At 60.8% G+C, this 24,671-nt stretch carries 24 protein-coding genes and 1 pseudogene; 12 read left to right on the top strand and 13 right to left on the bottom strand.

Going from position 1 to position 24,671, the window contains the following annotated elements; translation table 11 throughout:
- Window positions 1-273, top strand: a pseudogene (locus ACVWYU_RS28495) (hypothetical protein); the annotation flags it as partial.
- Window positions 274-532: 259 nt separating this feature from the next.
- Here ACVWYU_RS28495 and ACVWYU_RS28490 read toward each other — a convergent pair.
- Genes ACVWYU_RS28490 through ACVWYU_RS28475 form a run of 4 tightly spaced genes read right to left on the bottom strand, consistent with a single transcriptional unit; the run spans window position 533 to window position 5,665 of the window.
- Window positions 533-754, bottom strand: a complete 222-nt coding sequence (locus tag ACVWYU_RS28490) for a formate dehydrogenase subunit delta (protein WP_090323793.1) — start codon at window positions 752-754, stop codon at window positions 533-535.
- On the bottom strand, window positions 751-3,633 hold the full coding sequence (gene fdhF / locus ACVWYU_RS28485) for a formate dehydrogenase subunit alpha (protein ID WP_457374274.1): 2,883 nt from the start codon (window positions 3,631-3,633) through the stop codon (window positions 751-753). The genes ACVWYU_RS28490 and fdhF overlap by 4 nt, the downstream gene beginning before the upstream one ends.
- Entirely contained in the window at window positions 3,630-5,189 is a 1,560-nt protein-coding gene (locus ACVWYU_RS28480) for a formate dehydrogenase beta subunit (RefSeq protein ID WP_090323790.1), read from the bottom strand. The genes fdhF and ACVWYU_RS28480 overlap by 4 nt, the downstream gene beginning before the upstream one ends.
- On the bottom strand, window positions 5,189-5,665 hold the full coding sequence (locus tag ACVWYU_RS28475) for a formate dehydrogenase subunit gamma (RefSeq protein ID WP_457374273.1): 477 nt from the start codon (window positions 5,663-5,665) through the stop codon (window positions 5,189-5,191). Before ACVWYU_RS28475 ends, ACVWYU_RS28480 begins: the two co-directional genes overlap by 1 nt.
- A 467-nt stretch (window positions 5,666-6,132) precedes the next feature.
- Between ACVWYU_RS28475 and ACVWYU_RS28470 the strand changes: the two genes are divergently transcribed.
- Entirely contained in the window at window positions 6,133-6,693 is a 561-nt protein-coding gene (locus ACVWYU_RS28470; RefSeq protein WP_247256295.1) for a DUF4174 domain-containing protein, read from the top strand.
- A gap of 32 nt (window positions 6,694-6,725) precedes the next feature.
- On the opposite strand, the gene ampC is transcribed toward ACVWYU_RS28470, so the two are convergent.
- From ampC to ACVWYU_RS28455, 3 genes are all read right to left on the bottom strand, one after another.
- The gene (gene ampC / locus ACVWYU_RS28465) at window positions 6,726-7,883 is read right to left on the bottom strand and encodes a class C beta-lactamase (RefSeq protein ID WP_457374272.1); all 1,158 of its coding nucleotides are present in this window, start codon (window positions 7,881-7,883) and stop codon (window positions 6,726-6,728) included.
- 111 nt (window positions 7,884-7,994) lie between these two features.
- Entirely contained in the window at window positions 7,995-9,338 is a 1,344-nt protein-coding gene (gene gudD / locus ACVWYU_RS28460; RefSeq protein ID WP_457374271.1) for a glucarate dehydratase, read from the bottom strand.
- Window positions 9,339-9,374: 36 nt separating this feature from the next.
- The gene (locus ACVWYU_RS28455) at window positions 9,375-10,721 is read right to left on the bottom strand and encodes an MFS transporter (protein WP_457374270.1); all 1,347 of its coding nucleotides are present in this window, start codon (window positions 10,719-10,721) and stop codon (window positions 9,375-9,377) included.
- Between the two features lie 281 nt (window positions 10,722-11,002).
- On the opposite strand from ACVWYU_RS28455, the gene ACVWYU_RS28450 reads away from it, so the two are divergent.
- Complete coding sequence (locus tag ACVWYU_RS28450; RefSeq protein WP_457374269.1) at window positions 11,003-11,713, top strand: FadR/GntR family transcriptional regulator; 711 nt, start codon at window positions 11,003-11,005, stop codon at window positions 11,711-11,713.
- A gap of 105 nt (window positions 11,714-11,818) precedes the next feature.
- Here ACVWYU_RS28450 and ACVWYU_RS28445 read toward each other — a convergent pair whose 3' ends face one another.
- Entirely contained in the window at window positions 11,819-12,739 is a 921-nt protein-coding gene (locus ACVWYU_RS28445) for a DMT family transporter (protein ID WP_457374268.1), read from the bottom strand.
- Between the two features lie 96 nt (window positions 12,740-12,835).
- Here ACVWYU_RS28445 and ACVWYU_RS28440 point away from each other — a divergent pair, with 96 nt between their 5' ends.
- On the top strand, window positions 12,836-13,699 hold the full coding sequence (locus ACVWYU_RS28440; RefSeq protein WP_390956773.1) for a LysR family transcriptional regulator: 864 nt from the start codon (window positions 12,836-12,838) through the stop codon (window positions 13,697-13,699).
- Window positions 13,700-13,756: 57 nt separating this feature from the next.
- On the opposite strand, the gene trhP is transcribed toward ACVWYU_RS28440, so the two are convergent.
- Complete coding sequence (trhP, locus tag ACVWYU_RS28435; protein ID WP_457374267.1) at window positions 13,757-15,082, bottom strand: prephenate-dependent tRNA uridine(34) hydroxylase TrhP; 1,326 nt, start codon at window positions 15,080-15,082, stop codon at window positions 13,757-13,759.
- 163 nt (window positions 15,083-15,245) lie between these two features.
- Here trhP and ACVWYU_RS28430 point away from each other — a divergent pair, with 163 nt between their 5' ends.
- Complete coding sequence (locus ACVWYU_RS28430) at window positions 15,246-16,307, top strand: AI-2E family transporter (protein ID WP_457374266.1); 1,062 nt, start codon at window positions 15,246-15,248, stop codon at window positions 16,305-16,307.
- Here the strand turns inward: ACVWYU_RS28430 and ACVWYU_RS28425 are convergent.
- From ACVWYU_RS28425 to ACVWYU_RS28415, 3 genes are all read right to left on the bottom strand, one after another.
- Window positions 16,304-16,495 carry a hypothetical protein gene (locus tag ACVWYU_RS28425; RefSeq protein ID WP_247256301.1) on the bottom strand — a complete coding sequence of 64 codons (192 nt, stop codon included), beginning with the start codon at window positions 16,493-16,495 and terminating at the stop codon, window positions 16,304-16,306. The two genes, ACVWYU_RS28430 and ACVWYU_RS28425, sit on opposite strands and share 4 nt — an antisense overlap.
- 115 nt (window positions 16,496-16,610) lie before the next feature.
- Window positions 16,611-16,805 (bottom strand): hypothetical protein, encoded by a 195-nt coding sequence (locus tag ACVWYU_RS28420; protein WP_034149937.1) that lies wholly within the window; start codon window positions 16,803-16,805, stop codon window positions 16,611-16,613.
- A 227-nt stretch (window positions 16,806-17,032) separates the two neighbouring features.
- The gene (locus ACVWYU_RS28415; protein WP_457374265.1) at window positions 17,033-17,398 is read right to left on the bottom strand and encodes a hypothetical protein; all 366 of its coding nucleotides are present in this window, start codon (window positions 17,396-17,398) and stop codon (window positions 17,033-17,035) included.
- A 246-nt stretch (window positions 17,399-17,644) separates the two neighbouring features.
- Here ACVWYU_RS28415 and ACVWYU_RS28410 point away from each other — a divergent pair, with 246 nt between their 5' ends.
- Both ACVWYU_RS28410 and ACVWYU_RS28405 read left to right on the top strand, forming a co-directional pair.
- Window positions 17,645-18,463: a shikimate 5-dehydrogenase gene (locus ACVWYU_RS28410; protein ID WP_457374264.1), complete on the top strand. Its 819-nt coding sequence runs from the start codon at window positions 17,645-17,647 to the stop codon at window positions 18,461-18,463.
- 12 nt (window positions 18,464-18,475) lie between these two features.
- On the top strand, window positions 18,476-18,994 hold the full coding sequence (locus ACVWYU_RS28405; protein ID WP_247256286.1) for a cupin domain-containing protein: 519 nt from the start codon (window positions 18,476-18,478) through the stop codon (window positions 18,992-18,994).
- Window positions 18,995-19,085: 91 nt separating this feature from the next.
- On the opposite strand, the gene ACVWYU_RS28400 is transcribed toward ACVWYU_RS28405, so the two are convergent.
- Window positions 19,086-19,733 carry a YceH family protein gene (locus ACVWYU_RS28400; RefSeq protein WP_248915494.1) on the bottom strand — a complete coding sequence of 216 codons (648 nt, stop codon included), beginning with the start codon at window positions 19,731-19,733 and terminating at the stop codon, window positions 19,086-19,088.
- 314 nt (window positions 19,734-20,047) lie between these two features.
- On the opposite strand from ACVWYU_RS28400, the gene ACVWYU_RS28395 reads away from it, so the two are divergent.
- The 5 genes from ACVWYU_RS28395 (at window position 20,048) to ACVWYU_RS28375 (ending at window position 24,664) form a co-directional block, all read left to right on the top strand.
- A complete protein-coding gene (locus tag ACVWYU_RS28395; protein ID WP_457374263.1) occupies window positions 20,048-21,025 on the top strand; it encodes an NAD-dependent epimerase/dehydratase family protein in 978 nt (325 codons plus the stop codon).
- A 46-nt stretch (window positions 21,026-21,071) separates the two neighbouring features.
- Window positions 21,072-21,812 carry a glycosyltransferase family 2 protein gene (locus ACVWYU_RS28390; RefSeq protein WP_457374262.1) on the top strand — a complete coding sequence of 247 codons (741 nt, stop codon included), beginning with the start codon at window positions 21,072-21,074 and terminating at the stop codon, window positions 21,810-21,812.
- Window positions 21,809-22,087 carry a lipid-A-disaccharide synthase N-terminal domain-containing protein gene (locus ACVWYU_RS28385; RefSeq protein WP_090323764.1) on the top strand — a complete coding sequence of 93 codons (279 nt, stop codon included), beginning with the start codon at window positions 21,809-21,811 and terminating at the stop codon, window positions 22,085-22,087. Before ACVWYU_RS28390 ends, ACVWYU_RS28385 begins: the two co-directional genes overlap by 4 nt.
- Before the next feature lie 214 nt (window positions 22,088-22,301).
- The gene (locus tag ACVWYU_RS28380) at window positions 22,302-23,474 is read left to right on the top strand and encodes an acyl-CoA dehydrogenase family protein (RefSeq protein WP_457374261.1); all 1,173 of its coding nucleotides are present in this window, start codon (window positions 22,302-22,304) and stop codon (window positions 23,472-23,474) included.
- Window positions 23,471-24,664, top strand: a complete 1,194-nt coding sequence (locus ACVWYU_RS28375) for an acyl-CoA dehydrogenase family protein (RefSeq protein WP_457374260.1) — start codon at window positions 23,471-23,473, stop codon at window positions 24,662-24,664. The genes ACVWYU_RS28380 and ACVWYU_RS28375 overlap by 4 nt, the downstream gene beginning before the upstream one ends.
- Window positions 24,665-24,671: the final 7 nt, after the last annotated feature.

Below are 24,671 nucleotides of genomic sequence, written 5' to 3'. Positions count from 1 at the left end.
TATGGCAAACGCACTCCCTGGCCCCTGCGCTGGTGGTACGTGCGCCGCGTCCTGACCTTCTGGAAAATGCCCTACCTGATCGCCGAGTGGGCCCATCGCAAGGGCCGGCCGACCCTGCCGCAAAACGTGCAAGCCTGGTCCCGACCACTGCCTCCCGAGCAATGGGCCCAACCCAGCCCGGCCCTGCAAAAAGCCAACGCACTGGTGAAAACCGCCATGGACAAAAAGGGCGCGAACTTCATCGATGCCTGTAAAGCGGCGGGCCTGCATTGAACCCTGCGCTGCGCATCTGGCCCGGCGGGCGACTGATCGATGGCGATGCCTCCAGTTCAACACATTGGATGTGTTGAACTGGAGGCTGAATACGAAGGTTCTCGCACAATGAAAGGAGAAAGCCGCGATCATCGGAATGCTGTTCAGTTAAGAGCGTGTGGAAGCAAGCTCGCTCCTACAATGTCGCTCATTGAACAGCATTACGCGATTACGCGGCTTTTTAGCACTGCATGATTTCTTTGTTAGCCGACCCGCGACGCTAAGCCTCCCAGCCAGCCCCACCCACAGCTTCCTGCGCTAGTGGGTGCAGCTCTGCGCCTTGATGCGAGTTCTGCCAGGCCAGCAATTCCTTGCGCATGCCAGGCGTCCAGTACAACTGCAGATGATTGCGTATGCCGAGCACAGCCTTTTGCTCGTCCGGTTCGCTGGCGAAGTACTGGGCGATCTGGTTGGCCATTTTGATCAGGTTGTCCGTGCTCATCGGCGCACCTCCGCTTTATCGCCACGGGCGTGGCGCCGATCCTTGAGCAGACGGTCCTGTTCGTCACTGAAGGCCTGGTAGCGTTTTTGCCACTCGGAAGGGTGGTAGACGCGGCTGACTTCCACGGCGGTCACCTTGTACTCCGGACAGTTGGTGGCCCAGTCGGAGTTGTCGGTGGTGATCACGTTGGCCCCCGATTCCGGGAAGTGGAAGGTGGTGTACACCACGCCCGGCGCGACCCGTTCGGTAATTCGCGCACGCAATACGGTTTGCCCGGCACGGCTGCCGATGCCGACCCAATCACCTTCGTTGATGCCCCGGCTCTCGGCGTCGGTCGGGTGGATTTCCAGGCGGTCTTCTTCATGCCAGGCAACGTTTTCGGTACGCCGGGTTTGAGCGCCGACGTTGTACTGGCTGAGGATGCGCCCGGTGGTCAGCAGCAGCGGGTAGCGACTGTTGACCTTCTCTTCCGTGGGCACGTAGCCGGTGAGCATGAAACGCCCCTTGCCGCGCACGAACTGCTCGATGTGCATGGTCGGCGTGCCATCCGGCGCCTCGGCGTTGCACGGCCATTGCAGGCTGCCGTGGCGCTCGAGTTCGGCGTAGCTGACGTTGGTGAAGGTTGGCGTCAGGCGGGCGATTTCATCCATGATTTGCGATGGATGTTCGTAGTTCATCGGATAGCCCAGGGCATTGGCCAGGGCCACCGTGCCTTCCCAGTCGGCCTTGCCGCCCAGGGGCTCCATGACCTTGCGCACACGGGAGATGCGGCGCTCGGCGTTGGTGAAGGTGCCGTCTTTTTCCAGGAACGAGCTGCCCGGCAGGAACACGTGGGCGAACTTGGCGGTTTCATTGAGGAAAATGTCCTGCACCACCACGCATTCCATGGCCGACAGCGCCGCGGTGACGTGCTGGGTGTTCGGATCGCTCTGGGCGATGTCTTCGCCCTGGCAATACAGGCCCTTGAAGCTGCCGGCCAGGGCAGACTCGAACATGTTGGGGATGCGCAGGCCCGGGTCGGGTTGCAGGGTGACGTTCCAGGCCTGTTCGAACTCTGCCCGTACCAACTCGTTGGAGATGTGACGGTAACCGGGCAACTCATGGGGGAAGGAGCCCATGTCGCAGGAGCCCTGCACATTGTTCTGACCGCGCAACGGGTTCACGCCCACGCCTTCTCGACCGATGTTGCCGGTGGCCATGGCCAGGTTGGCGATGCCCATGACGGCGGTGCTGCCCTGGCTGTGCTCGGTGACGCCCAGGCCGTAGTAGATCGCCGCATTGCCACCGGTGGCATACAGTCGAGCGGCAGCGCGGATGTCGGCAGCTTCTACGCCGCAGACCGGGCCCAGGGCTTCCGGCGAGTTTTCGGCGCGGCTGACGAATTCACTCCAGCGGGCGAAATCGCTGCCCTCGCATCGGGCGTTGATAAAGGCCTGGTTGAGCAGGCCTTCGGTGACGATGACATGGGCCAGGGCGTTGAGCATGGCGACGTTGGTGCCCGGGCGCAGGGCCAGGTGCAGTTCGGCGCGGGCATGCACCGAGTCCACCAGATCGATGCGCCGTGGATCGATGACGATCAGCCGTGCACCTTCGCGCAGGCGGCGTTTGAGCTGCGAAGCGAACACCGGGTGGGCGTCGCTGGGGTTGGCGCCCATGACCAGGATCACGTCGGCTTTCATCACCGAGTCGAAACTCTGGGTGCCGGCGGATTCGCCCAGGGTCTGTTTCAGACCATAGCCGGTGGGCGAATGGCAAACCCGTGCGCAGGTGTCGACGTTGTTGTTGCCGAAGGCTGCGCGCACCAGTTTTTGCACCAGATAGGTTTCTTCGTTGGTGCAGCGGCTGGAGGTGATGCCGCCAATGGAATCGCGGCCATATTTTTGCTGCAGCCGACGGAATTCGCTGGCGGCGTAGGTCACCGCTTCATCCCAGCTGACTTCCTGCCACGGGTCGTTGATGTGCTTGCGGATCATCGGTTTAGTGATGCGATCCGGGTGGGTGGCATAGCCCCAGGCAAATCGCCCTTTGACGCAGGAATGGCCGTGGTTGGCCTGGCCGTTCTTGTCCGGAACCATGCGTACCAGTTGCTCGCCTTTCATCTCGGCGCGGAACGAACAGCCGACGCCGCAATAGGCACAGGTGGTGATCACGCTGCGTTCGGGCTGACCCAGTTCGACCACGCTTTTTTCCATCAGGGTCGCGGTGGGGCAGGCTTGCACACAGGCGCCGCAGGACACGCATTCCGATTCGAGGAAGTTATCGCCACCGGCGGCCGCGACCCGGGATTCGAAACCGCGCCCGGTAATGGTCAGGGCAAAGGTGCCCTGGGTTTCTTCGCAGGCACGCACACAGCGGTTGCAGACGATGCACTTGCTCGGGTCATAGTCGAAGTAGGGGTTTGAAGTGTCTTTCTGGTCGGCCAGGTGGTTGTCACCTTCATAGCCGTAGCGCACTTCACGCAGGCCGACCTGGCCGGCGACGGTTTGCAGCTCGCAGTTGCCGTTGGCCGAACAGGTCAGGCAGTCCAGCGGGTGATCGGAGATGTACAGCTCCATGACGTTACGGCGCAGGGTGGCGAGCTTCGGCGTCTGGGTATGCACGGTCATGCCTTCGCTGACCGGCGTGGTGCAGGACGCCGGGTAGCCGCGCATGCCATCGATCTCCACCAGGCACATGCGGCAGGAGCCGAAGGCTTCCAGGCTGTCGGTGGCACAGAGTTTGGGAATGGTGGTGCCCAGCAGCGCGGCGGCACGCATCACGGAAGTGCCTTCGGGCACGCTGATACTGCGGCCGTCGATGTTCAGGGTGACTTGCACCTGGCTGTCGCGGGCCGGCGTTCCCAGATCGATATCGGTTTTCGGGTCGAAAAGAGTGATCATTGCTCGGCCTCCGAGGGTTGCAGACCGAAGTCGGCGGGGAAGTACTTGAGGGCGCTGACCACCGGAAAGGGGGCCATGCCGCCCAGGGCGCACAGCGAACCGTATTGCATGGTGTCGCACAGGTCCTTGAGGATGATCACCTGCTCATCGCGAGCGCTCTGGTCCGGCGCGGCCAGCAGGCGGTCAATCACCTCCACGCCGCGGGTCGAGCCGATGCGGCACGGGGTGCATTTGCCACAGGATTCCTCGGCGCAGAATTCAAGGGCGAAACGCGCCATGTGGGCCATGTCCAGGCTGTCGTCAGCCACCACCACGCCACCGTGACCCAGCATCGCGCCAATGCCGGCGAAGGCTTCGTAATCCAGTGGCGTATCGAATTGCGATGGCGGCACCCAGGCGCCGAGCGGGCCGCCAACCTGTGCGGCTTTCAGCGGCCGGCCACTGGCGGTGCCGCCGCCGTAGTCTTCCACCAGTTCCCGCAGGGTCAGACCAAAGGCGCGTTCCACCAGGCCGCCGTGGCGAATGTTGCCCGCCAACTGGAAGGGCATGGTGCCCAGCGAGCGGCCCATGCCGTAATCGCGATAGAACTGTGCGCCCTTGGCCAGAATCAGCGGCACCGAAGCCAGGGTCAGCACGTTGTGCACCAGGGTTGGCTGGCCGAACAGCCCCTTCAACGCGGGGATGGGCGGCTTGGCGCGAACCACACCGCGCTTGCCTTCGAGAGAGTCGAGCAACGCGGTTTCTTCACCGCAAATGTAAGCGCCGGCACCCACGCGCACTTCCATGTCGAAGGCCAGGCCGCTGCCGCCGACATTGGCGCCCAGGTAACCGTTCGACCGGGCAATCTCCAGCGCGTTGCGCAGGGTGGTCACGGCATCCGGATATTCCGAGCGCACATAGATGTAGCCGTAGGTGGCGCCGACGGTGATACCGGCAATCGCCATGCCTTCGATCAGCAGGAAAGGGTCGCCTTCCATCAGCATGCGGTCGGCAAAGGTGCCGGAGTCGCCTTCGTCGGCGTTGCACACGATGTACTTTTGCGCCGCTTCGGTCGCGCGCACCGTGCGCCACTTGATCCCGGCGGGGAAGGCCGCGCCGCCACGGCCACGCAGGCCTGAATCGAACACCTCGGTCGCGGTCTGTTCGCCACCGATGGCGACGGCTCTTTTCAAACCCTCGAAACCGCCATGATCGCGATATTCATCGAGGTCGAGCGGCTGGGTGATGCCGGCGCGGGCAAACAGCAGGCGCTGTTGAGTCTTCAGATACGGCAACTCCTCCACCAGGCCCAGGGCCAGTGGATGGGAAGACGGCTCGCCCTCGAGCGCTTCGAGCACAGAGGGCACATCGGCTGCGGTCAGCGGGCCGAAGCCAATACGGCCTTGCGGGGTGTCCACTTCCAGCAGTGGTTCCAGCCAGTACAGGCCACGCGAGCTGGTGCGTTTCACCTCCAGGGGCACAACGCGTCCCCGGGCATGGGTAATCAGGGCTACCACAACCTCTTCGGCGCCCACGGCGCGAGCCAGTGAATCACCGGACACATGGAAAGCTGACATCAAGCGTCCTCCCGGCAAGCATCGAGCAGGGTATCCAGACGCTCTGCGCTCAACCGCGCGTGCACGCGGCCATCCAGCTCCAGGGCCGGCGAACAGGCGCAGGCGCCGAGGCAATAGACCGGACGCAGACTGATGCTGCCATCGGCACTGCTGCCATGGTCGTCCAGTTGCAGGCGGTCGCGCAGCTGCGCGGCAAGCTGCTCGGCACCCCGACTCTTGCAGGACTCGGCCCGGCACAGACGCAGGATGTGCCGGGCGGGCGGCGCAGTGCGGAAGTCATGGTAGAAGCTGATGACCCCGCGAATCTCGGCCTGGCTCTGGTTGAGGGCGTGGGCAATCTCGGGGATGGCGGCATCGGGGATATAGCCGATGCCCTCCTGAATTTCATGAAGAATGGGCAACAGTGCGCCGGGGGAGCCTTTGTGGCGCTCCAGCAGGCTGTTGACCATGGGCAGGTGCAACATCTCATCAGGCATACAGCATTCCTCACGGTCACGGACAAACCAGGCGGTTGTCGGTCGTCCGAAAGTGTCGGCTGCGGCATTCACGCCACGTCACGGAATCGTGGCATTTTCAGGCCGTTGGCCAGGGCACCCTGAGCGGGCATCTTTTGGGGCCCGGGGCGGTCTTTGCCGCGCCTCTTGAAGGGCATTAAGGCAGCTTGCCACGCCGCCTTTGATTCATCAGCACCAAAGCGACGTGTTCGGTTCTTTCCACGACCACCCGTTAAGTCTAGAAGACCACAGCCCAAGCGTCTTGAAACGCTCTTGCTCAAGGACTGATGGTCAGCAAGCCTGATGAGGCATGAGATTAGCCTGGCCTGTTGCGCAATGACCGCCCTGACCTAAGCTTTGGGCAAGGCGAACAACATTCGCGGAGCGTCACCCGGAACGATCGCCGCGATGCGCAATCATTAGAGCGTGGATATCAAAAGGAGATGCGCATGCTCATCAGGTCACTGACCCTGGCTACCCTGCTGGCAGTTGCCGGCCCGTTGTTCGCCGCCGATGGCGATTCGCCGCTGGACATGGACAAGGGCAGGTCCCGACCACTGATCATCATCGCTCCCAGCACGGTCGACCCGACGTGGGTCAGCCTGAAAAAGGCGCTGGACGAGCCGGACAACAAAAAGGGCTTCACCGAGCGAAACCTGGTGCTGTACACGGTGCTCAATCTGATGGGTCAGCGCGATGGCAAAGACCTCGGGCCGCAGGACACGGCCGCATTGATCCGTTCGCTCAAGTTGGGGGCGGGGGCCAAGACCAAGGTGATTCTGGTCGGCAAGGATGGCGAAAAGAAACTTGAACAGCCGGGGCCGATTGAGTTGAAAGAGGTGTTCGCCGCTGTCGATCAACTGCCGGCGGCCGAGAAGGAAACACCACCCCCCACCATAGCGCCCGCCGCCGAACCCGAGCCGACCGCCAAGGGCGCCAAAGGCGCCAAAGGCACAAAATCCGGCAAGCCGGCCAAGCCCGCCAAACCACCGGAAATGCCGGATGATTGAGAGGCTTCCGCGACAGGAAAACTATCTCGGGTTCACTGGCTCAGGGCACTCAAAATCTGGTGAGCGATCTTGACTCGATCCGCAATCGGGTAGTTTTTGTTGGCCAGGATCACAATGCCGATGTCCTTCGACGGCACAAACAGGGCATAGGCACCGAAGCCACCGGTCGACCCGGTTTTGTTCAGCAGCAGGTTGTCCGGTTGTGGTTGAGGCGGGTTGAGCCACTGGACCTTGTGCGCCTCCATGGCCATCTGCGACGAGTTGCCGGCCAGCAATCGGTCGAGGGGAGCCGGGTATTGATACAGCTCCCATCCCAGGCCCTGGGTCATCTCGCCAACGCGGTAATAACCGGTATGGGTCAGGGCGATGGCCTGTTGCAACGGTTTTTCCAGCGAGGCGGGTTGCAGGTTCGCTTGCACATAGCCGATCAGGTCCGAGGCGCTGGTTTTCACCCCGTAAGCCTCGGAGTCCAGCGCCCCCGGCCCGACGCGCACCGGCTTGTCGTCCTTGTTGTAGCCCTGTGCATAAAGGCCCATCTGCGCTTGCGGCACGTTGAGGTAGGTGTGCTTGAGTCCGAGTTTGGGCAGCAGCGTGTTTTCCATCAGTTCATCGAATGGCTGGCCCATGCTTTGGGCTGCGAGGTAGCCAAACAAGCCGAGGCTCGGATTCGAATACTGTCGGTAGGTGCCAGCGGCGTAGGTCGGTTGCCACTGCTTGAAATAGCCAAGCATCTTGTCCGCCGAGTCGGCGGCGTCGGGGAATTGCAGGGGCAGACCGCCGGCGGTGTAGGTGCCCAGTTGCAACACGCTGATGTGATCGAACGCAGTGCCGCGCAACGCAGGCAGCACCTGGCTGGCCTTGTCGGACAAGGACAACTGGCCGCTGGCCTGGGCATAGGCGGCGAGGGTAGCAGTGAAGGTTTTGCTCAGGGAGCCGATTTCGAACAGGGTGTTTTCAGTGACCGGTTGCGCGTTTTCTTTCGACGCTACCCCGTAGTTGAAGTAGTGCGGCTTGCCGTTGACGGTCACCGCCACCGCCATTCCGGGAATGCCCTGGGCTTGCATGACCGGGCGCACGGCGGCATTCACCACCGTCTCCATTTGATCCTGTGCATTACATTGGCCAGCAGCGAGCGCCACCACGCAAACCGCGAAGATTTTCAGTCTGTCCATGGGAGTGTTGTCCGTCATCGATTCAATTGCGCATCATTTTAGGGGGTTAATCGCTACGCTCCGAATGGTTTTTGAGTCCTGCCGCAATCGGCGGCAGGACGGGTTGTTGGAGACCGTGCATCCGTCAGATCACCGCACCAGGCACGGCCGCTTGTTATCGAAAGTCCACCCCGGAATCAAAAACTGCATCGCCACGCTGTCATCCCGCGCGCCCAGACCCATGCCTTTGTAGAGCTCATGAGCCTTGGCCACCTGGTCCATATCCAGCTCGACTCCAAGTCCCGGTTTCTGCGGCACTTGCACGCAGCCGTCGACGATTTGCAGTGGGGCTTTGGTCAGGCGCTGGCCGTCCTGCCAGATCCAGTGGGTGTCGATGGCGGTGATGTCACCCGGTGCGGCCGCCGCGACATGGGTGAACATCGCCAGGGAGATATCGAAGTGGTTGTTGGAATGCGAGCCCCAGGTCAGGCCCCATTCATGGCACATCTGGGCCACGCGAACCGAGCCTTGCATCGTCCAGAAATGCGGGTCGGCCAGTGGGATGTCCACCGATTGCAGCTGAATCGCGTGACCCATTTCGCGCCAGTCGGTGGCAATCATGTTGGTCGCGGTTTTCAAACCCGTGGCACGCCGGAACTCGGCCATGACTTCACGCCCCGAGTAACCGTTTTCCGCGCCGCAGGGGTCTTCGGCGTAAGCCAGTACCTTGTGCTGGTCGCGGCACAAGCGAATGGCCTCTTTGAGTGACCAGGCACCATTGGGATCGAGGGTGATGCGTGCGTCAGGGAAGCGTTCGGCCAAAGCAGTGACCGCTTCGATTTCGGCATCGCCGCTGAGTACGCCGCCCTTGAGTTTGAAGTCCTTGAAGCCATACCGGGCGTGGGCGGCCTCGGCCAGACGCACCACGGCGTCGGCGGTCATGGCTTTTTCGTGACGCACCCGGAACCAGTCATTGTCGGCCTCCGGCTCGCTGCGGTAGGCGAGGCCGGTTTGCTGGCGGTCGCCGACATAAAACAGATAACCGAGCATTTTCACTTTATCGCGCTGCTGGCCTTCGCCGAGCAGGGCGGCGACAGGGACGTCCAGATGCTGGCCGAGCAGATCGAGCAGCGCCGCCTCCAGCCCCGTGACGGCATGGATGGTGATGCGCAAATCGAAGGTCTGCAGGCCACGACCGCCGGCATCGCGTTCGGCGAAGGTCTGGCGCACTTGATTGAGAATCTTCTGATAGGTGCCGATCGGGCTGCCAACCACCAGGCTGCGGGCGTCTTCAAGAGTCTGGCGAATGCGCTCGCCACCCGGTACTTCGCCGACGCCGGTATGGCCGGCGTTGTCCTTGAGGATCACGATGTTGCGGGTAAAAAACGGGCCGTGGGCGCCGCTCAGGTTGAGCAGCATGCCATCGTGGCCGGCCACCGGAACAACCTGCATGCTGGTAATGATCGGGGCTTTGGCGGTGTCGTGCGGGGTCATGTTCTTATCCTTTTAAACCGTGTTCTTGAAAAGATTTCAGGCGTGGTGGGGCGCCGGTTTGGTCGTTGTGGCGAGGGAGGCGGCTTTGGGCGTGTTGCGTGCGGCGAAGACGATGATCGCGGCGATGATCGAAGTCGCGGCCAGGCCGTACAGGCCGCCTTGAATGGAGCCGGTGCGTTCTTCCAGCAGGCCGAAAGTGGTGGGCGCAACGAACCCGCCAAGGTTGCCCACCGAGTTGATCAACGCGATGACGCCAGCGGCGATGCGTGCATCCAGATAGGCCTGGGGGATCGGCCAGAACAGTGATGACGCCGATTTGAAACCCAGTGCGGCAAAGCAGATCGCGACAAAAGCGAAGACCGGCCCGCCCGTGGTGGACATGAACATACCGGCGGCGGCGATCAGCAGCGCGGCGGCGACCCACGCCTGCTGGTGCTTCCATTTGGCCGACAGCGAGGCAAAGGCGTACATGCCGATAATCGACAGCAACCACGGAATCGAGTTGAACATTCCGACCTGGAAGTCGCTCAAGTCGCCCATTTTTTTGATGATGCTCGGCAGCCAGAAGGTGGCGGCGTAGATGGTCAGCTGGATGAAGAAATAGATCAGGCAGAACAGGATGATCTGGCGATCCTTGAGCAGTTTGCCCAGGGACGGTTTGACGGGCGTCGCGGCTTCGCGAGCCTGTTGCTCATCATCGATGGCCTGGACCAGCGCGTCTTGCTCGTCGCGGGTCAGCCATTTGGCGTCGTGGGGCCTGGAATCAAGCCAGAACCAGACAAACACGCACAGCCCGACCGAAAACATGCCTTCAATGAAGTACATCCACTGCCAGCCGTGCATCCCGAAGCCGTTGATTTGCAGGAGCAACCCGGACAGCGGGCCGGAAATCAGCGAAGCAACCGCCGAGCCACTGAGGAAAATGGCGATGGCCTTGCCGCGCTCCACGCCAGGCAACCAGCGAGTGAAGTAGTAGATCACGCCAGGGAAAAAACCGGCTTCGGCCACACCCAGCAGAAAACGCAGGACGTAGAAGTGGGTTTCGTTCTGGATGAACGCCATGCCGGCAGCGACCAGGCCCCAGGTCAGCATGATGCGAGTCAGCCAGAGGCGAGCGCCGACTTTCTGCAGAAGGATGTTGGAGGGCACTTCGAATAGTGCGTAGCCGATGAAGAACAGACCGGCACCGAGGCCGTAGGCGGCCGCGCCGATCCCCAGGTCGTGTTCCATGTGGGCACGGACGAAGCCGATGTTCACGCGGTCAATGTAATTGACGATGAACATGATCACGAACAGCGGCAAGACGTGGCGTTTGACTTTCGAGATGGCGGACTTCAGCACCGAATTGGCGCCATCGTCCATGGCTGAAATGGATGTTTTCACTGCGTTTTCTCCCACTCGTTATTTTTATGCGGGGTGCGGCTGGGTGTTGCGTTGTTGATAGACATCATACAACTGCAATTTTTTATCTTGCAAGAGGTGTAGCGGAATAAAATGGCGCGATTCAGGCAGTTTTTATTCGTTTTTCTGTGGTTTGTGATCGTTTGATTGGGCTTTAACAGGCATTTTGTTGAGTGTTGTCATACAAGTTGAGCGATGTTTTCTTGAGTTTGCAGGTGAGTGCAGTGCTACGATTGCGCTAGTTCTGCTTTTGGATGATCGCCATGCAAGAAGATCTCGACGCACCTGCCCGCAAGCGCAGCCACAACCTGGCCCATGACCTGGTGGCCAAGCTGACCCAGAGCATCCTGCTCGGCCAGATGCTGCCCGGCGCAAAGCTGCCGTCGGAGAACACGATTGTTCAGGAGCATGGTGTCAGTCGCACCGTGGTGCGCGAGGCGATTTCGAAGTTGCAGGCCTCCGGGCTGGTGGAAACCCGGCACGGCATCGGCACCTTTGTGCTGGAGCGTGCGCCGGAACAGGGTCTGCGACTGAATGTCGATACGGCGCTAGGGGTGCGCAGCATTCTGGAATTGCGCTTGGGCCTGGAAACCCAGGCCGCCGCACTGGCCGCCACTCGACGCAGCGATCAACAGTTGGCGCAAATGCGCGAGGCGCTCGACGACTACCAGCGCCTGTTGTCCAACAACGACAGTTGTGTCGAAGCGGATCGGCGCTTTCATCTGTTGATCGCCGAAGCCACTGGCAATGTGTGCTTCACCGAAATCATGCAGCACCTGGGCAGCGCCATGATTCCGCGAACCCGAGTGAATGCCGCTGAGCGCGGGGCGGTGGACCTGAGCAAGCTCGGAGAACTGGCCAACCTCGAGCATGAGGCAATTCTCAACGCCATCAAGCGCCAGGACCCGGACGCGGCGCGGGCAGCGATGTGGTTGCATTTGACTAACAGCCGCGACCGGTTTTCTGCCAGTTGATTGCGAGTCATCGTTCATCGCGGGCAAGCCCGCTCCCACAGGGATCGAGGCGGTGCGCATATTCTGTGTGCGCCCCTGAACCCTGGGGGTGCCAGACACCTCAACTCAAACGGCTGATCCAGTGCGAGTCTCCTGAACCATCGGTCTGCGCTCCAGATTCAACGCCAGCACACTGATCAACACCACCAGTGCACCGACCCCCACCATCAATGTCGGCTGTTCACCCAATGCAAAAGCCGCCATTGCCATCGCTGTCGGCGGTATCAGATACAGCGTCATCGTCGCCCGGCTCAAGTCCACATGCGCCAGCACGTAAGCCCAGGCGAGATAGGCCAGGGCGCTGGGGAAGATTCCCAGGGCAAACACGGCCAGTTGCACGCGCAGCGGTGCCACGGCGACTTGCTCCATCAGGCCGGGCAGGAAAACCAGTAACAGTAAGGTCCCGGACCAGACCGTGTAACAGACCAGGGTCAACCCGTCATAACGCCCGGTGTGGTGCTTTTGCAGGGCGAAATACAGGCTCCAGGACAGCGCCGCCAACAGGATCAGCAGGCTGTGGACGTCAATGCTGCCCAGGCCATGATCGCCCGTCACCACAATCACTACGCCGATCAGCCCCAATATCACGCAGCCCCAGCGCCAGGGGCTCACCCGGTCCTTGAAGGCGAAGCGCGCGAGCAAGGTGCTGAACAGTGGTGTGGTTTGTGCCAACACGCTGGATGCGCCGGCGCTGACGCCTTGCTGGCCGAAGTTGATCGCCACGTGATGCAGGCTGACCGCAAAGAAACCCAGCCCGAACAGCAGGGGAACATCGCGCAGTCCCGGCAGGCGAATGCCTCTGGACAAGGCGACCACGGCCATGAACACCGATGCCAGCAGAAAGCGCAAAAGCGCCAGATGCACGGGATCGTAAGCTAGCAGTCCGATGTGGATGCCGGTCGGGGAATACCCCCAGCAGGTCACGACAAATGCCATGGCCAGGATGATCTTCAACGGCGAAACGGGGGAGGGTATGAGCGGCTTCATGGTGGTGCACCGGTAGGCAGGTGCACTCAGTATCTGAACCTGAACAGTTCGCTACAACTGACTTATACTGCGCTGATTATTCACTTTGGGTGATGTATGGAGCTGTCGCAGATTCGCATGTTCAAGACCGTTGCCGAACTGGGCAGCATCGCTCGTGCCGCTGAAATGCTGCATTGCGTGCCGTCGAACATCACGGCGCGGATCAAGGCGCTGGAAGCGGAGTTGGGTGTCGCGTTGTTTTTGCGCGAGGGTCGCGGCTTGCGCATCAGTCCGTCGGGGCAAACCTTTCTGGCCTACGCCTCGAAAATCCTGGCGCTGACCGCAGAGGCGAAACGGGCGGTGGACCCCGCAGCCGAGCCCTGCGGACCGTTGCGCATCGGCGCCATCGAATCCTCGGCTACCGGTCGTTTGCCACGACTGCTGGCCAAATTCCACAAACGTTTCCCGCAAGTGGCGCTTGAGTTGACCACGGGCACCTGGGGTCAGTTGCTGGATGACACGCTCAATCATCGGCTTGACGGCGCCATCGTCGCGGTGGACGTCGAGCGCTCGCACCTCAAGCGCACGCCGATGTATCGCGAAGACCTGTTGCTGATTGCCTCGACATCTTTGGGCCCGGTGCGCGAGATGTCGGATCTGCATGACAAGACCGTCTTCATGTGGCCCCAGGGGTGTCCGTATCGGGCGGCGCTGGAACATTGGCTGTTGCGTCAGGGGCAGGCGCTGCCGATTGTCAGCCTGGCCAGTTACGGCGCGATCGTCGGGTGTGTCAGCGCCGGGGCCGGCGTGGCGCTGGTGCCCAAGGGTGTTTTCGATCAATACGCCAAGGGCGCCGGCTGCGTGGGCTATGAATTCCCTGAGCTGACGGCCATCGAAAACCTGTTCTACTGGCATGAAAACGCCGGGGTGCACCCGGCGCGGGAAGCGTTCGTGGCGATGTTGCGCGAGGAGTTTGCCTGAGCACTTCGCTCTTTTTCTGTGGAGCTGGCAAGCCAGCTCCTATAAAAGCCAGGCGTTTCAGAGACTGCTGACATCCCGCATCAACAAGCCGAAATTCAAATCCACTGCATCCGGAATCGGCAAATACACGGTATGCCCATCTCCCGGCGCGACTTCGATCGGTTCGCCGCGGATGTTTTGCAACTGATGCAGATCGAAGTGGAAGTTGCCCTTGGGCGTCATCAGTTCCATATGGTCACCCAGGCCAAAACGATTCTTCACTTTCACTTCCGCCAGGCGGTCGCGCCGCTCGCCGGTCAGTTCACCGACAAACTGCTGGCGCTCCGACACCGAGCTGCCGTTCTGGTAGTTCTGGTATTCGTCATGCACATGCCGACGCAGAAAACCTTCGGTGTAGCCGCGCTGGGCGAGGGATTCGAGGTCGGTCATCAGGCTGCGGTCGAAATCACGGCCGGCCAGCGCGTCGTCGATGGCCCGGCGATAGACTTGCGTGGTCCGCGCACAATAGAAGTGCGATTTGGTCCGGCCTTCGATTTTCAATGAGTGCACACCCATCTGCGTCAGGCGCTCGACATGCTGCACGGCGCGCAGGTCCTTGGCATTCATGATGTAAGTGCCGTGCTCGTCTTCGAAGGCGGGCATCAGTTCGTCGGGGCGATTGGCTTCCTGTAGCAGGAACACTTGCCCGGTGGGGGCGCCCAGACCCAGGGTCGGTTCGGGCTGATAGTGCTGGACGATTTCGCCAAGGTTATTTTCCGTGGCCTCCTGCGCCGAATACTTCCAGCGACAGGCATTGGTGCAACTGCCCTGATTGGCGTCGCGCTTGTTCATGTAGCCCGATAGCAGGCAGCGACCGGAATAGGCCATGCACAACGCACCGTGCACGAACACTTCCAGCTCCATGGCGGGAACCTGTTGGCGGATCTCGGCGATTTCTTCCAGGGACAGTTCCCGCGACAGGATGATCCGGCTCAAGCCCTGTTGCTGCCAGAACTCGACACTCGCCCAGTTCACCGTGTTGGCCTGCACCGAAAGGTGGATCGGCATCTGCGGGTAGTGCCGGCGCACCAGCATGATCAGGCCGGGGTCGGACATGATCAGCGCGTCCGGCGCCATGGCGATGATGGGGGCCAGGTCCTTGAGGAACGTCTTGAGCTTGGCGTTGTGCGGCGCGATGTTCACCACCACGTAGAAGCGCTTGCCCTGGGCCTGCGCTTCGCGGATGCCGAGGGCGAGATTGGCGTGATCGAATTCGTTATTTCGCACTCGCAGGCTGTAGCGCGGCTGCCCGGCGTACACGGCATCGGCGCCGTAGGCGAAGGCATAACGCATGTTTTTCAGGGTGCCGGCGGGGGCGAGCAGTTCCGGAGCAATGAGAGTCATGGTGGTGTCGATCGCAAAAGCCGCCGAGGTTAAACGTCTTGCCCCGAGGGTTTATTGATCTGGATCTATGCTTGATGAAAAAAACGATGGCACTCGCGCGAGCCATGGCGGCCTAAGCATCAGGGCGCAACATTGCGTTCCGGCGGACTGACATGGATCGGACATGAACAAAGAGACCTTACAAGACAAGTCACTGACGGTTTTACTGGGGCTGGTGAGCATCGCCTTCATCTGGATTCTGTTGCCGTTCTATGGCGCGGTGTTCTGGGCGGTGATCCTCGGCATCCTGTTTGCGCCGCTGCAGCGTCGGCTGCAATTGAAGTTCGGCTGGCAGCGCAACATCACGTCCCTGCTGACCCTTGGCATCTGCCTGGTGATCGCGATCCTGCCGGTGATCATCCTGAGTGTCTTGCTGGTTCAAGAGGGCACGGCGCTCTACAAGAGTATTGAAAGCGGCGACCTGGACATCGCAGGCTATGTGGCGCACTTCAAGCACAGCTTGCCGCCGTACTTTCAGCACTTGCTCGATCGGTTCGGGGTCGGCGAGCTGAACGGTCTGCGGGAGAAAATCATCAAGAGCGCGGTGACAGGCAATGAATTTGTCGCCACCCAGGTCTTCAGTGTCGGTCAGGGCACGTTCGATTTTTTGGTGAGTTTTTTCATCATGCTCTATCTGCTGTTCTTTTTTCTGCGCGATGGCGCCGAGCTGGCGCGCAAGGTTCGCTCCGCCGTGCCGCTGCAGGAACACCAGAAACGTCGGTTGCAACTCAAATTCAATCGCGTGGTGCGAGCCACCGTGAAGGGCAATCTGTTGGTGGCGATCACACAAGGCGCGCTGGGTGGTTTGATTTTCTGGTTTCTGGACATCCCGAGCGCGTTGCTCTGGGCCGTATTGATGGCGTTTCTGTCCCTGTTGCCAGCGGTGGGGGCGGGCATTGTCTGGGCACCGGTGGCGGTGTTTTTCCTGTTCACCGGGGCGATCTGGCAGGGCGTGGTACTGGGGTTGTTCGGGGTTTTTGTGATCGGCCTGGTAGACAACGTGCTGCGACCGATCCTCGTGGGCAAGGATACGAAGATGCCGGACTATCTGATCCTGATCTCGACCCTGGGCGGCCTGGCGATCTTCGGGCTCAACGGCTTCGTGATCGGCCCCTTGATTGCCGCATTGTTCATGTCGAGCTGGGCGATCTTCATCGAAACCAAACCAAGGATTCAGCTGCCTTAAGCACTGAGTTTGCCTGTCTGGCCAGTGCCGATACGTTGCGACAGCGCCTGGGCGGCCGGCAGCGATGTCAGCGGGCCGCTGATCTGTTCGCCGTCCTGGACCAGATACCAGCAGGCGAGCAGTCCCAGCTCTCTGAGGGGGGCGGGAACGGCGCTGCCGATAACGGACATGATCTGAACCTGAGACATCATAAGTACCTCCATCAATCTATGGAGATACCTTACGGGGCGCGCGCTTTTACGGACAATCACCGTTTTCGATAGTGGTCATTGACGGCATTGAGTCCAGTGGACCGTTTGCCGCTCAGTCGACCACCTGATCGAGCATGTGCACCACCTCCTGCTCGTTGAGCAGGCCCTTGCGCACCAGGTTTTGCGTCAGCAGCGAAAGGAACTTGGCGCTGCGATGGCCTTCCAGGTGCTTGAGTTCGGTCAGGGCGTTGTACACCTTGCTGGAAGTGCACAGGCCGACAATGCGGTGCGGATTTTGTGTGGGCATGGATTCGTCCTTGTTGTTATCAACCTGTTGTTGGCGGACAGGCCCAAGCTTGCGGGCCTGACATGACATAAATATGACGGTTGTCCGCAAAGGGACCGACGAGTCAATCTTGCCAACTTGAGCAGCCGAGACTGTCCCGATAGCGACACCGGCGAGATTTATCCAGACTTGCGCCGACAGACGGCCATGAAAAAGCCCCGCGGATCAGGCGGGGCTTGTTGAGGCTGTTACCAGCGTCCATAACCGTGAGGATGGCCATAATAGCCGTGGGGTCCGTAGTAGACCGGTCTAGGGCCGTAGTAGATCGGCTGTTGTACGTACACCGGCGCCGGTTGGTAGTAGATCGGAGGCGGTGGTGCATAAACCGGTGCGGGCTGGGCATATACCGGTTGGGCATATACCGGTTGGGCGTAGACAGGTTGCGGTGCGACATACACCGGCCGGTTGGCGTTGATCAGGGCCGAGCCGACGATGGCCGTACCGACGATCGCTCCAAATACCGCCGCGTCATTACCACCACCATGGGCTTGCGCCTGTCCTGCGACAGCGAGGGCGCCGATCAGCAAGGCTACTGTGGGGATTTTACGGATCATGATAATTCCTCGGTTCTTCGACCCGGCGCTTGTGTCTGCAATAGACCCAAGGATTGTCGCGGGGATACATCTAAGACAGCGTTTTTTTGAAAATCAGCACAGCCGCTAGGTAAATTTTGTGTAAGGTCTGTACCGGCTTGCTTACGGTCGCCTGTGGGAGCGTGCAGGCTTGAGAATATGATCGATCAGAACGGTGTGGACTGGCTAATCCCGTCCATCCGAAAGTGCAAAGGGAAGGAGCAACACATGCAGATGAATCCGGACAGAAACACCCAGCTGTGCATGTCCCTCTCCGGACGCCCCGGCAACTTCGGCCTGCGATTTCATAACCATCTCTATGAACAACTGGGGCTGAATTTCTACTACAAGGCGTTCAGCAGCCAGGACCTGCCGGGTGCCGTTGGCGGCATTCGCGCCCTGGGGATTCGGGGGTGCGGCGTGTCGATGCCGTTCAAGGAAGCCTGCATTGCCCTGGTCGATGAGCTGGATGCGTCTGCCGCCGCCATTCAATCGATCAACACCATCGTCAACACGGATGGTCATCTCAAGGCGTATAACACCGACTACATTGCCATCGCCCAACTGCTGGAAACCCACGCAGTGCCCAAGGACACCACATTTGCCCTGCGCGGCAGCGGCGGGATGGCCAAGGCCGTGGCCAGTGCCTTTCGCGATGGCGGTTACAAAAATGGCCTGATCCTGGCGCGCAACGAACGTGCCGGTCGTGCCCTTGCCGAATCCCTGGACTATCCATGGCAAGCGGAGCTGGGTGCCCGACGCCCGCAAATGCTGATCAACGTCACCCCGATCGGCATGAGCGGCGGGCCGGAGGCCGACCAACTGGCGTTCGAGGTCGACGCGATTTCCTCTGCGGATATCCTCTTCGATGTGGTGGCGATTCCCTCGGAAACACCGCTGATCGTGCGTGCTCGAGCCGAAGGCAAGCACGTCATTACCGGGCTCGAAGTGATCGCGATCCAGGCGCTGGAGCAGTTCGTGCTGTATACCGGTGTGCGGCCGACCGCCGAGCAGTTCCAGAAAGCGGTGGCCTTTGCCCGTAGCTAGAAGGAGGTTTGCATGCATCCGCGCATTCTCAATCTGAATCAGGTCGAACTCGAACCGCTGCCGGAAAACCTGGCGCCTGGCGGTGAGACGGCCAGCCGCTATCAGCAGCGTCTGGCTCGGGTCGGCCAGCAACTGGGCGCGCAAAAACTCGGTTATCGCTTGTACGTGCTGGAACCGGGGATGCGTGGCAGCCCGTTTCACAGCCATCGGGTCAACGAGGAGATGTTTTACGTCGTGGCCGGGGAAGGGCAGGTTCGCCTGGGTGCCGAACGCTTTCCCATCCGTGCGGGCGACGTGATCGCCTGTCCGCCGGGCGGTCCCGAGGCGGCGCACCAAATCATCAACACCAGCAACGCCGAGTTGCGCTACCTGGCGGTCAGTACCCAGCAGTCGCCGGAAATCTGCGAATACCCCGATTCCGGCAAATATGCGGTGATGGATGACTTCAAGGTCGATGCCCGGGGTAATGTCTCGGGTTTTGTGGCCGTTGCCCGACAGGCGGACGGGGTGGATTACTGGGACGGGGAGTGAACGATTCCCGGATCGAGTCGGCGAAGGTGTATGTGTGGCGAAGGCGCAAGCTCCCTCGCCACAGGGACGTCATTCAAGCGGGTGACGGGTTTTACTCAAGGCGCGCCAAACGCTCTTCCAGTGCCGCAATCCGAGCCTCCAGCTCTTCGATCCGCTCGACCGAAACACCGCTACCGCCGCCACGTTCGACCGGATTCTGCCGCGCCGCAAGGATCGCGTCGATATCCGCCGGATCACCCAGGGCATGCATGTAGCGGTCTTCTCGCTGGCCGGCCTGGCGCGGAATCAGCAGCGCCAGCCCTCGGGCAATCAAGCGCTCCAGTTGATGCACCACTTGCTCGGCGTCTTCGAAATCATGCATGCGGCCGCTGCGGGTCAGCAGTTCATTGATGGTTTGTGGGCCACGCAGGAACAATAATCCGGCCAGAATGACCTGCGCTGGCACCAGTTCCAGCGCCTTGTCGACCTTGTGCTCCCAGCGATCCGCGCGACTGCCCATCACCAATTTGGCGAAGCCGCGTCCCTCAAGGGCACGCAAGCTCTGGCCCACCTGACCCTGGGTCAGGTTCATCACCGGTTCACGGCTGGTTTTCTGGTTGCAGGCGATTACCAAGGCATTAAGGGTCAGCGGGTAGGTTTCCGGGCTGGTGGCCTGTTTTTCGATCAAAGAGCCCAGAATGCGGATTTCCGTGCTGTTGAGTCGCGGCTCTTCAAAGGTCGTCTCTTGCTCGGTGATCATGGTTTGCGTCCTCCCTTACCCGGTTCAGGTTTTCACTTGAGTGGATGCACTTTAAATTGGTATGCGGCAATGGCAACAGAATTCGTGCATCATCTGAGGGGTGTTATTGCGGGTTTAACGAATTTTTAACGAAATTTTTACAAAACGGCAGTCACCCTGTGCGGGGCCACGGACCGCATGCCCCTTAAACGGGGGAATTTGCGCGTTGCTTGCATCGACAACGTCACCGGCCTCAAGTAATGGAAGATGGAGCAAGGCATGAAGTTGATGTTGGTATCAGCCAAACAAAATGTGCTCGATAGTGCACAGATCATATGACTATTCTGATAACCGGCGCTGCCGGATTCATTGGGTTTCACACCGCTCGGCGTCTATGCCTGGACGGCCATGAAGTGGTTGGCATCGACAACCTCAATGACTATTACGACGTCACGCTCAAGCGTGCTCGACTCAAAGAACTGCAGTCCTTGCCGGGCTTTCGTTTCGAGAGACTGGACATTGTCGATAAACCGGCCCTGATGGCGTTGTTTCGCGATAACCCCTTTACCGAAGTGGTGCATCTGGCCGCTCAGGCAGGCGTGCGCTATTCGCTGGACAATCCTGACATCTACGGGCAATCGAACCTTGTCGGCTTCCTCAATGTGCTGGAAGCCTGCCGGCACCATCGCCCTGCGCATTTGATCTACGCTTCCAGCAGTTCGGTGTACGGCAGCAACAGTAAAATGCCGTTCAGCATCGAGGACGCGGTCGATCATCCCATTTCATTGTATGCCGCGACCAAGCGGGCCAATGAACTGCTGGCCGAGAGTTATTGCCACCTGTACGGCATGAAAGCCAGCGGGCTGCGCTTCTTTACGGTTTACGGACCGTGGGGGCGGCCTGACATGGCGCTGTTCAAGTTTACCGAGGCGATGCTCAAAGGCCTGCCGATCGATATCTATAATCAGGGCCAGATGGCGCGGGACTTCACGTACGTCGACGATATCGTCGAAAGCATCGCCCGGCTGCGTACACGACCACCGGAATCGACCGGGGAGCGCGAAGGTGTCAACCGGTTGTTCAATATCGGTCGCGGCAAGCCAGTGGCACTGCTGGAATTCGTCGACTGTCTGGAAGCGGCACTGGGCATGCAAGCCCAACGCAACTATCTACCGTTGCAGGACGGCGATGTAGTCAAGACCTGGGCCGATGTGTCGGCACTGGAAGAATGGGTCGATTTCAGTCCGCAGGTGCCGGTTGGCACCGGCGTCGGGGAGTTTGTGAAGTGGTATCGCCAGTTTTATCAGTTATGAACCATTCTCCCTTGAAAACAAAAGAGCAAGGCAAAAGAGCGCCTCTATGAGCAATGACATTTTTGTATCGGTACTGATCCCCGCGAAGAACGAAGCGAACAACCTCAAGCCCTTGCTTGAGGAAATCCGCGTGGCGCTGGCGGATGAGTCTTTTGAAATCATCGTCGTCGACGATGGCAGTACCGATGCCACCCTGCACGAACTGCAGCAGGCCAAAAACAATGGCCTGAGCCAGTTACGCATGCTGCATCATGATCGCTCCCTGGGGCAAAGCACCTCGCTGTACCACGCGGCGCAGGCTGCTCGCGGGCAGTGGCTGGCCACGCTCGATGGCGATGGGCAGAACGACCCGGCGGACATCCCGGGCATGTTGGCGCTGGTGCGTCACCAGCCAGCCAATGGTGATTTGCAACTGGTGGCGGGCCACCGGGTCAACCGCCGCGACACCGCGAGCAAGCGCTGGGCTTCGCGTTTTGCCAATGGCCTGCGCAGCCGTCTGCTCAAGGACGCCACGCCAGACACTGGCTGTGGCTTGAAACTGATTCAACGCGCGGCGTTTTTGCGCCTGCCGTACTTCGATCATATGCATCGCTACATTCCTGCGTTGATCCAGCGTCACAATGGCAAGATGGTCGTCCATCCGGTCAACCACCGGCACCGCACTGCAGGCGTGTCCAAGTACGGCAATATCGACCGCGCCCTGGTCGGCATCCTCGACCTCTTCGGCGTGTGGTGGCTGATCAAGCGTACCCGTCTGAATACTCAGGCCCGGGAGGTTCAGGAATGAACCTTTCCCGCGAATCCCTGTGGTTGGTGATCGGCTTTGCCGGCCAGCTCGCGTTTACCGGTCGTTTCGTTCTGCAGTGGCTGTACAGCGAATACAAAAAACGCAGCGTGATCCCGACCAGTTTCTGGTACCTGAGCATCGTCGGCAGCGCCCTGCTGCTGATGTATGCCATTTACCGTCAAGACCCGGTGTTCATCGCCGGTCAGGCTTTTGGCTTTATTGTGTATCTGCGTAACCTGCAATTGATTGCAAAAAGCAAAAACCTCAAGGAGTAAGTCAGGCGCAGATCGTTGTCGCCCAGGGTCGAATGCCTGGGCTTGATGCTGCTCGCCCTGCTTTTGGTCGGTGCCCGCAACAGGACAGCCCCCCGCATCACCCGTTCGGACTAGGCAAGGCTAACGATTCTGCCGCGTCCGGGCGGCGCCAAACTTCATGCTCAAAGGGGTGTTGCGCCACGCGCGCCCCGCCAAACGAGCAGAAGGCGCCGCGATGGAGTTTGCATTCAGCGACGAACAGGAAATGATCCGCGCATCGGCCGAGGGCTTCCTCGCCGATGTCTCGGATTCTGCCGCCGTACGGGCGGCGATGGTCAGTGAACGGGGTTTTGACGAGGTGCTCTGGCAGCGGGTTTGCCAGGAAATGTACTGGCCGGCGATTCACATTCCCGAAGCCTATGGCGGATTGGGTCTGGGGTTTGTCGAACTGGCGATACTGCTGGAGCAAATGGGTCGCCGTTTGCTCTGCTCGCCGTTTTTCGCCACCGCCTGCATGGCCATGCCGGCGCTGTTGCTGGCGGCCAATGATGAGCAGAAACAGCGCTGGCTCCCGTCGATCGCCGACGGCAGCCTGACCGCGACCCTGGCCTTCAGCAGCGCCAATGGCTGGGCGGCCGACGATGTGCAGGCAACCGTTGTGCCCGAGGGTGAGGGTTTTGTGCTCGACGGTACCCTCAAGCATGTGCTCGACGGCCACGGTGCAGACCTGCTGATCATCGCCGCACGGCTTCCCGGTTCTACCGGCGAGACGGGTATCAGCCTGTTTGCGGTGGAAGCCGGGCGCGCGGGGATCGAGCGGCAGATGCTCCCGACCATGGACCAGACCCGGCGTCAGGCGCGTATTCAACTGGACGGCCTGTACCTCGAAGCCGACTGCCTGCTCGGTGAGTTCGGCGCGGGTTGGCCGCACCTGGAGCGAGCCCTGCAATTGGCCTGCATCGGCCTGGCCGCCGAGCAGACCGGTGGCGCACAACAGGTACTCGACCTCAGCGTTGCCTACATGCAGGAACGCCAGCAGTTCGGGCGCCCCCTTGCCAGTTTCCAGGCCCTCAAACACCGCGCCGCCGACATGATGCTGCAACTCGAGTGCGCGCGTTCGGCCAGCTACTACGCCGCGTGCGTGGCCCAGGAAGTCCTCGACCCGCAGGGTGATCCGCAGGTCGCCGCCGAACTGCCGCTGGCCGCCGCGCTGGCCAAGGCGCAGTGCTCCGAAACCTATTTCCACTGTGCATCCGAATCGATCCAGTTGCATGGCGGTGTCGGTTTCACCTGGGAATACGACCCGCACCTCTACTTCAAGCGCGCCCGTGCCAGCGAAAGCTTTCTCGGGTTACCGGCCTGGCATCGCGAGCGGATCGCCGTCGCGATTCTTGGAGAGCAGCCATGAAAATCAGTTTCAGCGAGCAGGACGAACGCTTCCGCCAGGCAGTATCCGACTGGTTGAGCGCCAACCTCTGTGGTGAATTCGAAGCCCTGCGTTTTCGTGGCGGCCCCGGCGACGAGCACATGTTTCCCGAAGAGCGCAAAGCCTGGGAACGCAAGCTTGCCGAGGGGGGCTGGACCTGTGTCGGTTGGGCGCCGGAGCATGGCGGGCGTGGCCTGTCGATCACCCAACAAGTGATCTTCCATGAAGAATATGCCCGCGCCGGCGGCCCCGGACGCATGGGCCATATCGGCGAGGGCCTGGCTGGTCCGACCATCGCCGCGTTCGGCACGGTCGAGCAGCAGCGGCGTTTTCTGCCAGGTATCGTCAGCGGCCGCGAGTTCTGGTGCCAGGGCTATTCCGAGCCTGGCGCCGGGTCCGACCTGGCCAACGTCAAGACCCGTGCAGTGCTGGATGAAGCCAGCGGCACCTGGCGGATCAACGGACAAAAAGTCTGGACCTCCCTGGCCCACGAGTCGGACTGGTGCTTCGTGATTGCCCGCACCGAGCCGGGCAGTGTCGGCCATCGCGGTTTGTCGTTCCTGCTGGTGCCGATGGCCCAGGCGGGAGTTACCGTGCGGCCCATCGAGCAACTGACCGGCACCTCGGAGTTCAACGAGGTGTTCTTCGACGATGCCCGCACCGACGCCAGCCATATCATCGGCGCGCCGGGCGAGGGCTGGAAGATCGCCATGGCGCTGCTGGGCTTCGAGCGCGGCGTCTCGACCCTCGGCCAGCAGATGCAGTTTCAGAACGAACTCAACGAGATTATCGCCATCGCCAAGTCCAATGGCGCCGCGCGCGACCCGATCCTGCGCCAGCGCCTGGCCGAAGCCTGGAGCGGGTTGCGGATCATGCGCTACAACTCGCTGCGCATGCTCTCCGGTAGCCAGGACGGTTCGCTGCGCAAAGAGGCGACCATCTACAAGCTGTTCTGGTCCACCTGGCACGCCAGCCTCGGCAAGTTGGCGATGGACGTCCTCGGCGCCGAAGCGGAACTGCTCGAAGCCGCGCCTTATCAACTGAGCCGTTTGCAGTCGCTGTACCTGTTCAGCCGCGCCGACACCCTCTACGGCGGCAGCAACGAAATCCAGCGCAACATCATCGCCGAGCGCGCTTTGGGAATGCCCAAAGAACCGCGTCCGCGCGCCTGAAAGGAGA

This window comes from Pseudomonas sp. TE12234 (assembly GCF_054061835.1).
Note: the sequence above shows the minus strand (reverse complement) of the source record. Positions and strands in the feature narration are given on the sequence as shown.

What these genes read in the sequence shown, in the direction of transcription:
- ACVWYU_RS28490 (WP_090323793.1), bottom strand. Translation starts at nt 754, where the DNA reads ATGAGCACGGACAACCTGATCAAAATGGCCAACCAGATCGCCCAGTAC.
- fdhF (WP_457374274.1), bottom strand. Translation starts at nt 3,633, where the DNA reads ATGATCACTCTTTTCGACCCGAAAACCGATATCGATCTGGGAACGCCG.
- ACVWYU_RS28480 (WP_090323790.1), bottom strand. Translation starts at nt 5,189, where the DNA reads ATGTCAGCTTTCCATGTGTCCGGTGATTCACTGGCTCGCGCCGTGGGC.
- ACVWYU_RS28475 (WP_457374273.1), bottom strand. Translation starts at nt 5,665, where the DNA reads ATGCCTGATGAGATGTTGCACCTGCCCATGGTCAACAGCCTGCTGGAG.
- ACVWYU_RS28470 (WP_247256295.1), top strand. Translation starts at nt 6,133, where the DNA reads ATGCTCATCAGGTCACTGACCCTGGCTACCCTGCTGGCAGTTGCCGGC.
- ampC (WP_457374272.1), bottom strand. Translation starts at nt 7,883, where the DNA reads ATGACGGACAACACTCCCATGGACAGACTGAAAATCTTCGCGGTTTGC.
- gudD (WP_457374271.1), bottom strand. Translation starts at nt 9,338, where the DNA reads ATGACCCCGCACGACACCGCCAAAGCCCCGATCATTACCAGCATGCAG.
- ACVWYU_RS28450 (WP_457374269.1), top strand. Translation starts at nt 11,003, where the DNA reads ATGCAAGAAGATCTCGACGCACCTGCCCGCAAGCGCAGCCACAACCTG.
- ACVWYU_RS28445 (WP_457374268.1), bottom strand. Translation starts at nt 12,739, where the DNA reads ATGAAGCCGCTCATACCCTCCCCCGTTTCGCCGTTGAAGATCATCCTG.
- ACVWYU_RS28440 (WP_390956773.1), top strand. Translation starts at nt 12,836, where the DNA reads ATGGAGCTGTCGCAGATTCGCATGTTCAAGACCGTTGCCGAACTGGGC.
- trhP (WP_457374267.1), bottom strand. Translation starts at nt 15,082, where the DNA reads ATGACTCTCATTGCTCCGGAACTGCTCGCCCCCGCCGGCACCCTGAAA.
- ACVWYU_RS28430 (WP_457374266.1), top strand. Translation starts at nt 15,246, where the DNA reads ATGAACAAAGAGACCTTACAAGACAAGTCACTGACGGTTTTACTGGGG.
- ACVWYU_RS28425 (WP_247256301.1), bottom strand. Translation starts at nt 16,495, where the DNA reads ATGTCTCAGGTTCAGATCATGTCCGTTATCGGCAGCGCCGTTCCCGCC.
- ACVWYU_RS28420 (WP_034149937.1), bottom strand. Translation starts at nt 16,805, where the DNA reads ATGCCCACACAAAATCCGCACCGCATTGTCGGCCTGTGCACTTCCAGC.
- ACVWYU_RS28415 (WP_457374265.1), bottom strand. Translation starts at nt 17,398, where the DNA reads ATGATCCGTAAAATCCCCACAGTAGCCTTGCTGATCGGCGCCCTCGCT.
- ACVWYU_RS28410 (WP_457374264.1), top strand. Translation starts at nt 17,645, where the DNA reads ATGCAGATGAATCCGGACAGAAACACCCAGCTGTGCATGTCCCTCTCC.
- ACVWYU_RS28405 (WP_247256286.1), top strand. Translation starts at nt 18,476, where the DNA reads ATGCATCCGCGCATTCTCAATCTGAATCAGGTCGAACTCGAACCGCTG.
- ACVWYU_RS28400 (WP_248915494.1), bottom strand. Translation starts at nt 19,733, where the DNA reads ATGATCACCGAGCAAGAGACGACCTTTGAAGAGCCGCGACTCAACAGC.
- ACVWYU_RS28395 (WP_457374263.1), top strand. Translation starts at nt 20,048, where the DNA reads ATGACTATTCTGATAACCGGCGCTGCCGGATTCATTGGGTTTCACACC.
- ACVWYU_RS28390 (WP_457374262.1), top strand. Translation starts at nt 21,072, where the DNA reads ATGAGCAATGACATTTTTGTATCGGTACTGATCCCCGCGAAGAACGAA.
- ACVWYU_RS28385 (WP_090323764.1), top strand. Translation starts at nt 21,809, where the DNA reads ATGAACCTTTCCCGCGAATCCCTGTGGTTGGTGATCGGCTTTGCCGGC.
- ACVWYU_RS28380 (WP_457374261.1), top strand. Translation starts at nt 22,302, where the DNA reads ATGGAGTTTGCATTCAGCGACGAACAGGAAATGATCCGCGCATCGGCC.
- ACVWYU_RS28375 (WP_457374260.1), top strand. Translation starts at nt 23,471, where the DNA reads ATGAAAATCAGTTTCAGCGAGCAGGACGAACGCTTCCGCCAGGCAGTA.